Source organism: Streptomyces sp. NPDC001532 (genome assembly GCF_040298625.1).
Taxonomy (GTDB): Bacteria; Actinomycetota; Actinomycetes; order Streptomycetales; family Streptomycetaceae; genus Streptomyces.
Map to the genome: position 1 here is coordinate 119,167 of NZ_JBEPAL010000016.1, position 11,890 is coordinate 131,056.

The following is an 11,890-nucleotide window of genomic DNA, read 5'->3' on the forward strand; positions in this document are numbered from 1 at the left end:
CCACCACTCCGGCCGGGTCATCTGTCCGCTCATCAGCTCGGTCGCCGCTCCACCCGCCGACTCGGTCATCTGCGCGGGCGCGACTCCGCACGTCGGCCAGGCTTTCGGCCCGCCGGCCGGACCGCCCGTCGGCCCGGCCGTCAGCCCGGTCATCGCTCCACCCGTCAGCCCGGCTCCTGACCCGATCACCGCTCCACCCGTCGCCCAGGTCATCGCCTAGCTCATCGGCTCGGCCATCGGCCAGGTCATCACCCAGCTCATCGGCTCGGTCATCGACCAGCTCATCGCCCACCTCGTCGGCTCGCTCACCAGCCCGATCGCCCGTCCACCCGTCGCTCCCCTCGCCGCCCAGCAGTCGCCGCAGCCGCTCCCAGCCGCGCTCCCGGACGAACGCCTCCTCGCCCCAGCGGAGTGCCGGCACGGTCCGCACCAGTCCCGTCGGGTCCCGTTCCAGTACGCGCACCTCGGCGATCCGGCGTCGGCCGGAGCGGTCGCGCACCAGGTGCAGCACCACCGACAGCGCGGCCGCCAGCTGGCTGTGCAGCGCGGCCCGGTCGAGTCCGGCGGCGGTGCCCAGCGCCTCCAGCCGGGCCGGCACATCGGCGGCCGCGTTGGCGTGGACCGTTCCGCAGCCGCCTTCATGGCCGGTGTTCAGCGCGGCCAGCAGATGGACCACCTCGGGTCCGCGCACCTCGCCGACGACCAGCCGGTCCGGCCGCATCCGCAGCGCCTGGCGGACCAGGTCCTCCAGCGTGACCAGGCCCGCACCCTCCTGGTTGGCGGGCCGGGTCTCCAGCCGGACGACATGCGGATGGTCCGGCCGCAGCTCCGCGGAGTCCTCGGCGAGCACGATCCGCTCCCCCGGCCCGACCAGGCCGAGCAGCGCGCTCAGCAGGGTCGTCTTGCCGCTGCCGGTGCCGCCGCTGATCAGGAAGGACAGCCGGGCCCGCAATAGCGCCCGCAGCACCCGGTCGCCGCCCGGCGGTACGGTGCCCGCCGCGACCAGCTCGTCGAGCGTGAACGCCCGCGGCCGTACCACCCGCAGCGCCAGGCAGGTGCAGCCGACCGCGACCGGTGGCAGCACCGCGTGCAGCCGGGTGCCGTCGGGCAGCCGGGCGTCCACCCAGGGCAGGGCGTCGTCGAGCCTCCGTCCGGCGACCGCGGCCAGCCGCTGCGCGAGCCGTCGTACGGCGCCCGCGTCCGCGAAGGCCACCGGGGTCAGTTCCAGGCCGCCGCCCCGGTCCACCCACACCCGGTCCGGGGCCGAGACCAGGACGTCGGTGACGGACGGGTCGGCGAGCAGCGGCTCCAGCGGCCCGCTGCCGACCAGCTCGGATCGCAACCGCTCGGCCGCGCCGAGCGCTTCGGCGTCGCCGAGCACCCGCCCCTGCTCCCGCAGCGCCTGCGCGACCCGCGCGGGCGTGGGCTCGGCCCCGCTCTCGGCGAGCCACTGCCGCACACCGTCCAGCAGCGGTGCGGGAAGGCTCGGCCCGCCACCGGCGGCGGCAGTCGGGAAGCCGTTCACGCCGCGCCCGCCTCGACCAGCGCACGCTCCCAGAACTGCCGGCAGAACCGTGCCAGCGGCCCACGGCCGTCCGCGCCGGGCGGTGCCGTGTTCTCGGCGGGGCGCAGCAGGCCGGACTCGACGGGCAGTTCTCCGGCCAGGGGCAGTCCGAGCAGCCGGGCCACCTCGCGGTCGTCGAGGCCGGGCGCGTAGGGCCCGCGCACCACGACCCGGAGGTCCCGCAGGACCATGCCGACGGCGGAGGCCACCCGGCCGGCCGCCGCGATGGCGCGCAGTTCGGCGGGGACCACGAGGAGCCCGACGTCGAGCTGGGCGAGGGCTTCGGCGACGCCGTCGTCGAGGCGGCGCGGCAGGTCGACGACGACCGTGCCGCCGCGGCGCCGGGCGGCGGCGAGCACCGCCCGCACGGCCTGCGGGGCGATGGCGAGGCAGTCGCCGCGGTCCCAGCTGAGCACCCGCAGCGCGTGCAGCTCGGGCAGCGACTCCTCCAGGGCCCCGCTGCCGACCCGGCCGCGGGAGGCGGCGAAGGCGGGCCAGCGCAGCCCTTCGGCGCTCTCACCGCCGAGCACGACGTCGAGTCCGCCACCGAGCGGATCGGCGTCGACCAGCAGGGTGCGCAGTCCTTCCCGTGCGGAGGTGACGGCGAGGGCGCAGGCGAGCGTGGAGGCTCCGGCGCCGCCCCGGCCGCCGATGACGCCGACGGTGAGCGCGGGCCGCCCGACGCCCTCGGCGACGTCGGCGATCCGGTCGACCAGCCACTGTTCGCCGTCGGGCAGCATCAGGACGTGGTCGGCGCCGATCTCGACGGCGCGCCGCCACACCCCCGGATCGTCCTGGTCCCGTCCGACCAGCACCACCCCGCCTCTGCGCGGGGCGCCGCGCACTCGCCGAGCGGCGTCGTCGCCGACCAGCACGAGCGGCGCGGCCTCCCAGCCGCCGCCTCGGTCGGGCGGCGCGTGCCGGACCTCGGGGGTGGCTCCGGCCGCCGCGCACAGGCGCAGCAGGTCGTCGAGGAGGTCCGCGTCCTCGGTGACGATCAGCGGCCTGCCCTGCCGCCCTCCGGCCGCGGACGGCTGTTCGTGTGTGACGGTTCCGGCCATCGCCGATGTCCCCCTTCGCTCTCTGACGGCGTCGTCCGCAAGGCCTCGGCGGCCTCGCCTTTCGCGACGGATGAAGGACCGGCGTCCCGCCCGCCCATCGGAGCGGGACATGGAAACCGGCCATACGCGCCCGGCAAACGGAACGCCGGAACTCGCCTGAGCGAGGCGCGCTGGAATCACCGTGCAGCGCATCGGGAAATAAAGTGGATCTTGGTGGAAAACTGTGGACATCTCGATGGCTGTGAATATCGCCGTCACCCATACCGGTGAGCCCCGGAGGCCTCCGCACCATCTCCTGTACGACTTCCGCAGAGGAGTCCGACGACTACTCTGCGTCACTGATCATGGGCATGAGAAAGGGGCGGCCGCAGCCGCCCCGATCCGGCGCCGACAGTGCGCCGTGAAGCCAAAAACCCACCCGGACATGCGACGACCCCCGCCGGGGGGGAGAGCGGGGGTCGTCCCCACGGCCGACTCGGGGGGGGAGGAGTCGGGCCGGGTTAGCACGGTCGCGAACGATCCGTGACTTCCATGGTGTACCCGAGAGCCCTCTCAGGCAAACCCACACGCCCCACCTTACGCCGAATGGGCTGCGCCTATGCTCGGGGTCGTGGAAAACCACTCCTTGCCCCGCACAGCGGCCTTCTTTGACCTGGACAAGACGGTCATTGCGAAGTCGAGCACGCTCACCTTCAGCAAGTCCTTCTACCAAGGCGGGCTGATCAACCGCAGGGCCGCCTTGCGGACCGCGTATGCCCAGTTCGTCTTCCTCGTGGGCGGTATGGACCACGACCAGATGGAGCGGACGCGCGAGTATCTATCCCGGCTCGTCCGCGGCTGGAACGTCCAGCAGGTCAGGGAGATCGTCGCGGAGACGCTGCACGACCTCATCGACCCGCTCATCTACGACGAGGCCGCCTCCCTGATCGAGGAGCACCACACCGCCGGCCGCGACGTGGTGATCGTGTCCACGTCCGGTGCCGAGGTGGTCGAGCCGATCGGCGAGCTGCTGGGCGCCGACCGCGTGGTCGCCACCCGGATGGTCGTGGGCGAGGACGGCTGCTTCACGGGCGAGGTGGAGTACTACGCCTACGGCCCCACCAAGGCGGAGGCGATCAAGGAACTGGCCGCGTCCGAGGGCTACGACCTGGCGCGCTGCTACGCCTACAGCGACTCGGCGACCGACCTGCCGATGCTGGAGTCCGTGGGCCGTCCGCACGCCGTGAACCCGGACCGCGCGCTGCGCCGGGAGGCCGTCTCGCGAGGTTGGCCGATTCTCGACTTCCATCGCCCGGTCCGCCTCAAGCAGCGCATCCCCGCCTTCTCCGTACCGCCGCGGCCCGCCCTGGTCGCGGCGGCGGCGATAGGGGCGGCGGCGGCCACCGCGGGTCTCGTCTGGTACGCCAGCCGACGCCGCGCCACGGCCGTCTGACCTGCCCTTCTCCACCGAGCCCGGTGAGCAGCCGTCAAGAGGTACCTGCTCAGCCGGTTGCTTGAGAAGACAAGTAAAGAAGTAGAGCCACCACTTCCGCTTATTCGGTGGCAGGAGTACAAAGGACTCAACGGCCCGCGAGACCAAGGACATCCGAGAGGATCACCTTAGACACGCAATTGGCCCCACGGACCGATGCATGAACACCGGGCACCCACGCGACGTCGACCCGTCGATTACGGGCCAGCCGCACCAGGTGACGGGCAAAGAACCCGACCTGATGGGCAACTTTTCGAGGACGCTTGGTAACTCGGTGGGAGTGCCAGCGGCGGTACGAATTCGTTCGTACCGCCGCAACCCGTTCAACCCGTTCGCGGGCCCTTTCGAGGGCCCTTCTTCACGCGGCTCCGCGCTGGAGCGCCTCGCACACCGCCGTCGACTCGCGCACGCCCAGTTCGATCGCCCGGCCGCAGTGGGCGATCCAGGCCGCCATGCCGTCGGGAGTGCCGGACAGATAGCCGTCGAAGGCGGCCAGGTAGGCGGCGCGGCCCAGCTCGGCATGGCCGACCTCGGCCGGGCAGACGGACTTCGGGTCCAGGCCGCTGCCAACCAGGACGATCCGCTCGGCCGCGCGCGCCACCAGGCCGTTGTGCGAGGTGAACGGGCGCAGCGCCAGCAGTTCGCCGTGCACGACGGCGGCCGTGACCAGAGCGGGGGCCGAACCGCCCGCGATGATCAGCTCGGCCAGCCCGTCCAGCCGCGCCGAGACCTCGTCGGCACCGGGCAGCGGCTGCTCGACCAGCGGCTCGTCGACCGGCTCGCCCGGCTGCCGCGGCCGTCCCACCTGGTCGGCGTCGTCGGCGGCCGCCACCAGGTGCAGCCGTGCCAGCACCCGCAGCGGCGACTGCCGCCAGATGGACAGCAGCTGGCCCGCCTCGGCGGTCAGCCGCAGCGCCGCCCCCATGGTCCGGGCCTCGTCGTCGCCGCTGAAGTCGGTGCGCCGGCGCACCTCCTCCAGAGCCCAGTCGGCGCCGGAGAGCGCCGCCGAGCCACGGGCGCCGCGCAGCGCCGCCTCTGAGGTGATCTCGTTGCTGCGGCGCCGCATGACCCGGTGCCCGTAGACCCGGTCCACGGCCTTGCGCACGGACTCCACGGACTCGGCCACTCCGGGCAGTGCGCCCAGAGCCGCAAGGGGGTCCCCTGTCGTACTCATGCGTACGACATTACGCACCGAGGGCCACGACCCCACGAAGGAGTGGTCTTCTTCACGTCCGGCCCGCGCGCGGGGTCACCTCACCACTAGGCTTACTGAACATGAAAATTGCTTTCGTCGGGAAGGGCGGGAGCGGCAAGACCACCCTGTCCTCCCTGTTCATCCGCCACCTCGCGGCCACCGGCGCGCCGGTCATCGCCGTCGACGCGGACATCAACCAGCACCTGGGCGCCGCGCTCGGCCTCGACGAGCCGGAGTCCGCCGCGCTGCCCGCCATGGGCGACCACCTGCCGCTGATCAAGGACTACCTGCGCGGCACCAACCCGCGCATCACCTCCGCCGCCACAATGATCAAGACCACGCCGCCCGGCGAGGGCTCGCGGCTGCTGCGGGTGCGCGAGGACAACCCCGTCTACGACACCTGCGCCCGGCCGGTGGAACTCGACGGCGGCGCGGTCCGTTTGATGGTCACCGGCCCCTTCACCGAAGCCGATCTCGGGGTCGCCTGCTACCACTCCAAGACCGGAGCGGTGGAGCTGTGCCTGAACCACCTGGTCGACGGGCGCGACGAGTACGTGGTGGTCGACATGACCGCAGGCTCCGACTCCTTCGCCTCCGGCATGTTCACCCGCTTCGACATCACGTTCCTCGTCGCCGAGCCGACCCGGAAGGGGGTCTCCGTCTACCGCCAGTACAAGGAGTACGCCCGGGACTTCGGCGTCGAGCTGAAGGTCGTCGGCAACAAGGTGCAGGGCCAGGACGACCTCGACTACCTGCGCGACCAGGTCGGGGACGATCTGCTCGTGACCGTCGGCCACTCGGACTGGGTACGCGCCATGGAGAAGGGCCGCCCGCCCCGGTTCGCGCTCCTGGAGGACGCCAATCGCCGCGCCCTGCAGACCCTGCAGTCCGCCGCCGACGCGACGTACGAGGGCCGCGACTGGGAGCGGTACACCCGCCAGATGGTCCACTTCCACCTGAAGAACGCCCAGTCGTGGGGGAACGAGCGCACCGGGGCCGACCTGGCGGCGCAGGTCGACCCCGAGTTCGTGCTCGGCGAGAGCGTGGTGGCGAACGCCTGACCGCTCCGGCGGCTAGTCCTTGCCCCCGGGCGCCCCGGGGACGCCCTTGGGGGCCGGGGCCGGCCGGCCCGACAGGAAGGACGCCCAGCCCTGCTTCGGCGCCTCGCCCACGCTCAGCGTGCGGAGCTTGGCGAGGGTCTGCGGGTCCTGGGCGTCCAGCCAGTCGGCCAGTTGGCGGAAGGAGACGCAGCGCACCTCCTCCTTGGTGCACACCTCCTCGATGACCTCCTCGACGGCGCGCATGTAGGTGCCGCCGTTCCAGGACTCGAAGTGGTTGCCGATGATCAGCGGGGCGCGGTTGCCGTCGTAGGCCCGGCGGAAGCCCGCGAGCAGGCCGTCGCGCATCTGGTCGCCCCAGGCCTCGTACTTGTCGGGGTCGCCCTGGGTGGTGGTGCCCGACTGGTTGACCATGAAGTTGTAGTCCATGGTCAGCTGCTCAAAGGTGTGTCCCGGGAACGGCACCAACTGCATCGACAGGTCCCACAGGCCCTCCTTCTTCCTCGGCCAGACCTGGTCGTTGACGCCGCTGGTGTCGTAGCGGAAGCCCAGCTCGCGGGCGGCCTGCATGAAGTTCGACTGGCCCTCCAGACAGGGTGTGCGGGCGCCGATCAGCTCCTTGTCGTAGTCGAAGGGCAGCGGGGAGGCCTCGGTCAGGCCGGCGTTGGTCTTCCAGGACTTCACGAAGTGCTTGGCCTGGGCGATCTCGTCCTTCCACTCCTCCACCGACCATTCGCCCACCCCGCCGCCGGGGCCGCAGAAGTGGCCGTTGAAGTGGGTGCCGACCTCGTTGCCCTCCAGCCAGGCCAGGCGCAGCTGCTCGACGGTGTCGGCGATGCCCTGCCGGTCGTTGAAGCCGATGTCCGAGCGGCCCGGTGAGTGCTGTGGCGGCTTGTAGAGGTCGGCCTTCTCCTCCGGGAGCAGATAGACCCCGCTGAGGAAGTACGTCATGGTGGCGTCGTTCGCCTTGGCGACCTGGCGGAAGTGGGAGAACAACTTCTGGCTGTCCTCGCCCGCGCCGTCCCAGGAGAAGACGACGAACTGGGGCGGCTTCTGACCGGGTTCGAGGCGCTCGGGCCGCGGCAGATGCGGCTGGGCGCCGGTGAACGCCGTCGAGCCGTCGCCGATCAGCCGGACCGGGCTCTTGGGAGCTGGTGCGGCGGCCTTCTCCTTCTCCGCACCGGGTGAACCCTCCTCCGCGGCGCCGGAGCCGAACGAGCAGCCGGCGAGCGACACGGCACAGACCGCGGTGGCCACAGCGCCCGCGGCGATCCTCTGGGTGGCGGCCATCATCCGCCCACCTTCTTCCTTCTCTCGGGCCAACGCCGCTGAGGCGTTTTCGGGTGATGTGCCGGAAAGAGCCGACAGTGCCGTCAAGTTCGCACGGACCCGAGAAGGAATTAGTACGACAAGCCGATCAAATGCTCACTTCACTCTCCGGAGTGATTTCATGACCCATTTGCCGGGAAAATCCATGCCTGACCTTTACTCTGGATTACGATCCGTTTACCGAGCGTTGATTCATCCCGCCGCTGCACGCCGTGACCACACGGCCGCGACGGCCCCGCCGTCCGGCGGGACCGACCTGTTCCGCGACCGCGCTGCCCCGGAGGAGACGGGAAACATGTCCGCCTGCGTCCCCACACGCATCACCGACCCCCACCACACGAACCGCAGTCACCAGCCGCACAGCCCGCCACCGCACCGGCCCCGCCGGCTCCGGATCGCGGGTGCCGATGTGTCGGCCGCCATCGCGGTCTTCCTCATCGCCCTGCCGCTGTCCCTCGGCATCGCCCTCGCCACCGGCGCGCCGCTCCAGGCCGGCCTGGTCGCCGCCGCCGTCGGCGGCATCGTCGCCGGCCGGCTCGGCGGCTCCCCCCTCCAGGTGAGCGGCCCCGCCGCCGGACTCACGGTCGTCACCGCCGACCTCATCCAGCGTTACGGATGGCGGACGACCTGTGCCATCACCGTCCTCGCCGGCCTCGCCCAACTGGGCCTCGGCTGCCTGCGCGTGGCCCGCACCGCCCTCGCGGTCAGCCCCGCCATCGTGCACGGCATGCTGGCCGGCATCGGTGTCACCATCGCCGTCGCCCAGCTGCACATCGTCCTCGGCGGCACTCCGCAGAGCGCCGTGCTCGACAACCTGCGCGCACTGCCCGCCCAGCTCGCGGACCTGCACCCCGCCGCCGTGACGACGAGCGCGCTCACCCTGACGGTGCTGATGCTCTGGCCCCGGCTGCCCGGACGGGTCGGGCGGGCGCTGCGCAAGGCTCCGACGCCGCTCGTCGCCGTCGCCGGAGCCACCGTGACCGCCTCGCTCACCGGCCTCGCCCTGCCCAAGGTGGACCTGCCGTCCTGGCGCAGCCACGCACTGGCCGGGCTGCCCGAAGGACCGGTGCTCGGGCTGATCGCCGCCGTCCTCACCACCACGCTGGTGTGCAGCGTGCAGTCGCTGCTCGGCGCGGTCGCGGTGGACAAGATGGCCGCCGCCCGCCCCGGCCTCTCCGGCCGGGTGCCGCGCTCCGACCTGGACCGTGAACTGCTCGGCCAGGGCGCCGCGAACATCGTCTCCGGCAGCCTCGGCGGACTGCCGGTCGCGGGCGTCGCGGTGCGCAGCACGGCGAATGTGCACGCGGGCGCGGTGAGCCGGAACTCCACGATGCTGCACGGCGCGCTCGTCGTGGTCGCCACGCTGCTGATGGTCCCGCTCCTGGAGCTCATCCCGCTCGCCGCCCTCGCCGCCCTGGTGATGGCCGTCGGCTTCCAGATGGTGTCCCTGCACCACATCCGCACGGTGACCCGCCACCGAGAGGTGCTGGTGTACGCCGTGACCACCCTCGGCGTGGTGCTCTTCGGCGTCCTGGAGGGCGTGGCGCTCGGCATCGCCGTGGCCGTCGGCGTCGCCCTGCACCGCCTCACCCGCACCCGCATCACGCACACCGAAGAGGGAGGCGTCCATCATGTCCACGTACGCGGCCAGTTGACGTTCCTCGCGGTGCCGCGCCTGAGCAGGGTCCTGCACCTGGTGCCCCAGGGCACCGATGTGGTGGTGGAGTTGGACGGCTCCTTCATGGACCACGCGGCGTACGAGACCTTGCAGGACTGGCAGAACACGCACACCGCGCAGGGCGGCACCGTCGAACTGACCGGCCGCCGCGCCGGAATCCGCATCGCCGAGCCCGGCGCCCCGATCGAGCACCCCACCGGCGCCGGACCGGACGACGCGGTGGACGGCCATGACTGCCGTTGCAGCCCGTGGACGCCGTGGCGCAACCATCAGTGCGAGTGGGAACGGCCGGGGGCCGCTTCCGGAGGTACCGGTGATCCCTTCACAGGACGCACCGGCGGCCCCGAGGCACCGGTCCCGGTCGACGGCCGGCCCGCCCCCGGCGAGAGCACCGCGTCCATCGGCACCCCCGACCCCGCTCCCACAGCCGCCGCAAGCACGGCACCGAGCGACCCCAAGGGCACAGCCACAGCCACCACCTCGGCAACCGGCACCGGTACAGGCACGAGCACCGGCACCCGGACGAGCGACCGCACCCGCCCCCGCACCGGAGGCCACCAACTGGCCCGCGGCATCAGCGCCTTCCAGCGCAAGACCGCCCCGCTGGTGCGCGGCGAGCTGGCGCGGCTGGCGCGGGAGGGGCAGCGGCCGGTGCAGCTCTTCCTCACCTGCGCCGACTCCAGGCTCGTCACCTCGATGATCACCTCAAGCGGTCCCGGGGATCTCTTCGTGGTGCGCAACGTGGGCAACCTGGTGCCGCCGCCCGGCGAGGAGAGCGGCGACGACTCGGTGGCCGCGGCGATCGAGTACGCGGTGGACGTGCTGAAGGTGCGGTCCATCACGGTGTGCGGGCACTCCGGGTGCGGGGCGATGCAGGCCCTGCTGACCTCCGAGCCCGGCGGTGCGCAGACCCCGCTCAAGCGGTGGCTGCGGCACGGGAAGCCCAGTCTGGAGCGGATGGCCGACGAGAGCCGGCCGTGGGCACGGCTCGCCGGGCGGCGGCCGGCCGACGCGGTCGAGCAGCTCTCGCTGACCAACGTCGTCCAGCAGCTGGAGCATCTGCGGGCCCATGAGTCGGTGGCCAGAGCCCTGGACGCGGGTGCGCTGGAGCTGCACGGGATGTACTTCCACGTGGGCGAGGCCCAGGCGTATCTCCTCGCCGACACGCCCGACGCGGAGGTCCCCGACGCGGAGGTCTTCGACCATGTGGCCGACGTCGAGGACCTGCCCAGTCCGGCGTAGACAGAGCCCACCACCGGCCCACCACCGGCCCATCACCCCGCCCCGCCCCTCGTCGGCCCCTCGCCCCGCCCGCTCAGCGGAGGCCGGGCGCCGGCGTCGGGCGGGGCTCGGGGGCCCGTACGGGATCGCAGGGCGCGATCTCGCCGCGGACGCCGTAGAAGCTGACGACCCGCTGCCGGGATCCGTCCGGTCGCGGCTGCGTGATGCTCTCGAAGGCCAGGGAGTCCCCGCGGCGCAGAGTGATCTCCCAGCCGCCCTCGCCCCCGTCCGGGGCGAAGCGCCCCGGCAGGGTCTTGCCCCGCGGGTGCGTGCACTCGTATCCGGCCGGCAGCTCGTCCACGGCCACGTGGATGCCCTGCCGCTCCAGCCGTTCGGCGAGCCCGTCCTGGAGATGGCCGCCGAGGGCCATGTCCTTGAGGGTGAGGGTCACACTGCCGTCGGGGTGCGCCTCCAGCGCGTAGGCCGGGGTGCCGGCCGGGGAGCCCGGCATCAGCACCCACGCGGCCGCGGCGGCCGCGCAGGCCAGGGCGAGGAGGCCGAGCCTCGGCGCGGTGACGGCCGTACGGCGGCGGCTCGGTGCGGGCGCGGGGACCGCCGCGAGGTCGCTCGTGCCGCTCGCACGCCGGTCGATCTCGCGGCGCAGCTCCGTGAGCAGCCGGTCCTCGAAGGTCGCCTTGGTGGTCATGCCTCTCCTCCGGTCTCTCCAGTGACGTACGACAGGGCGGTGCCGCGCGGTCCTTCGGCCGGTTCGGGCGCCGCCGCGGCGCGCAGCGCCTTCCGGGCCCGGTGCAGCCGTACACGTGCCGTGACCTGGCGGATGCCCAGCGCGGCCGCGGCCTCGGTGACCGTGAGCTGGTCGACCGCGATCAGTTCGAGGACCGCCCGTTCGCCCTCCGGCAGCCGTTCCAGCGCGGCGAGGGCGCGGCGGCCCGGGGACTCGGCGTCGAGCTTGTCCTCCAGGCGGGCGATGTCGTCGGCCTCCAGCAGCCGCCGCCCGGAGATCAGCCGGTCGCGCCGGGTCTCGCGGGCCAGGCGCCGGCGCTCGGAGGAGACGACGTTGCGGGCGATGCCGTAGAGCCAGGCCCGTTCGCCGCCCCGCCCCGGCCGGTAGGTGTGGGCGGAGTCGAGGACGGCGAGGAAGACCTCGGCCGTCAGGTCGGCGACGGTGTGGGCGTCGGCGACACGCCGGGCCACGAAGGACGTCACGGCGTCGACGTGGCAGCGGTAGAACTCCTCGAAGAGCTGGGGGTCGCGGGCCGCCGCCGCGGGCCCGCCCCGTATGCCATCCACTC

At 72.7% G+C, this 11,890-nt stretch carries 8 protein-coding genes and 1 pseudogene; 3 read left to right on the top strand and 6 right to left on the bottom strand.

What is annotated here, in order from left to right; translation table 11 throughout:
• Window positions 1–319 precede the first annotated feature (319 nt).
• Window positions 320–1,525: pseudogene (locus tag ABT232_RS17335) on the bottom strand (TadA family conjugal transfer-associated ATPase); the annotation flags it as partial.
• Entirely contained in the window at window positions 1,522–2,625 is a 1,104-nt protein-coding gene (ssd, locus tag ABT232_RS17340; RefSeq protein ID WP_351840762.1) for a septum site-determining protein Ssd, read from the bottom strand. The pseudogene ABT232_RS17335 and the gene ssd, both read right to left, overlap by 4 nt.
• 598 nt (window positions 2,626–3,223) lie before the next feature.
• Between ssd and ABT232_RS17345 the strand changes: the two genes are divergently transcribed.
• The gene (locus tag ABT232_RS17345; RefSeq protein ID WP_351840763.1) at window positions 3,224–4,057 is read left to right on the top strand and encodes an HAD family hydrolase; all 834 of its coding nucleotides are present in this window, start codon (window positions 3,224–3,226) and stop codon (window positions 4,055–4,057) included.
• Between the two features lie 397 nt (window positions 4,058–4,454).
• Here ABT232_RS17345 and ABT232_RS17350 read toward each other — a convergent pair whose 3' ends face one another.
• On the bottom strand, window positions 4,455–5,270 hold the full coding sequence (locus tag ABT232_RS17350; RefSeq protein WP_351840764.1) for a Fic family protein: 816 nt from the start codon (window positions 5,268–5,270) through the stop codon (window positions 4,455–4,457).
• A 101-nt stretch (window positions 5,271–5,371) separates the two neighbouring features.
• Here ABT232_RS17350 and ABT232_RS17355 point away from each other — a divergent pair, with 101 nt between their 5' ends.
• Window positions 5,372–6,352, top strand: a complete 981-nt coding sequence (locus ABT232_RS17355; RefSeq protein WP_351840765.1) for an ATP-binding protein — start codon at window positions 5,372–5,374, stop codon at window positions 6,350–6,352.
• Window positions 6,353–6,364: 12 nt separating this feature from the next.
• Here ABT232_RS17355 and ABT232_RS17360 read toward each other — a convergent pair whose 3' ends face one another.
• Entirely contained in the window at window positions 6,365–7,639 is a 1,275-nt protein-coding gene (locus ABT232_RS17360; protein WP_351840788.1) for a polysaccharide deacetylase family protein, read from the bottom strand.
• 334 nt (window positions 7,640–7,973) lie between these two features.
• On the opposite strand from ABT232_RS17360, the gene ABT232_RS17365 reads away from it, so the two are divergent.
• Window positions 7,974–10,598, top strand: a complete 2,625-nt coding sequence (locus ABT232_RS17365; RefSeq protein WP_351840766.1) for a bifunctional SulP family inorganic anion transporter/carbonic anhydrase — start codon at window positions 7,974–7,976, stop codon at window positions 10,596–10,598.
• Between the two features lie 73 nt (window positions 10,599–10,671).
• Here the strand turns inward: ABT232_RS17365 and ABT232_RS17370 are convergent, their stop codons facing one another.
• Window positions 10,672–11,283 (bottom strand): hypothetical protein, encoded by a 612-nt coding sequence (locus tag ABT232_RS17370; protein ID WP_351840767.1) that lies wholly within the window; start codon window positions 11,281–11,283, stop codon window positions 10,672–10,674.
• Entirely contained in the window at window positions 11,280–11,888 is a 609-nt protein-coding gene (locus ABT232_RS17375; RefSeq protein WP_351840768.1) for an RNA polymerase sigma factor, read from the bottom strand. The genes ABT232_RS17370 and ABT232_RS17375 overlap by 4 nt, the downstream gene beginning before the upstream one ends.
• Window positions 11,889–11,890 lie beyond the last annotated feature (2 nt).

Coding starts and splice junctions, on each gene's coding strand:
- ssd (WP_351840762.1), bottom strand. CDS start 2,625: ATGGCCGGAACCGTCACACACGAACAGCCGTCCGCGGCCGGAGGGCGG.
- ABT232_RS17345 (WP_351840763.1), top strand. CDS start 3,224: ATGCTCGGGGTCGTGGAAAACCACTCCTTGCCCCGCACAGCGGCCTTC.
- ABT232_RS17350 (WP_351840764.1), bottom strand. CDS start 5,270: ATGAGTACGACAGGGGACCCCCTTGCGGCTCTGGGCGCACTGCCCGGA.
- ABT232_RS17355 (WP_351840765.1), top strand. CDS start 5,372: ATGAAAATTGCTTTCGTCGGGAAGGGCGGGAGCGGCAAGACCACCCTG.
- ABT232_RS17360 (WP_351840788.1), bottom strand. CDS start 7,639: ATGGCCGCCACCCAGAGGATCGCCGCGGGCGCTGTGGCCACCGCGGTC.
- ABT232_RS17365 (WP_351840766.1), top strand. CDS start 7,974: ATGTCCGCCTGCGTCCCCACACGCATCACCGACCCCCACCACACGAAC.
- ABT232_RS17370 (WP_351840767.1), bottom strand. CDS start 11,283: ATGACCACCAAGGCGACCTTCGAGGACCGGCTGCTCACGGAGCTGCGC.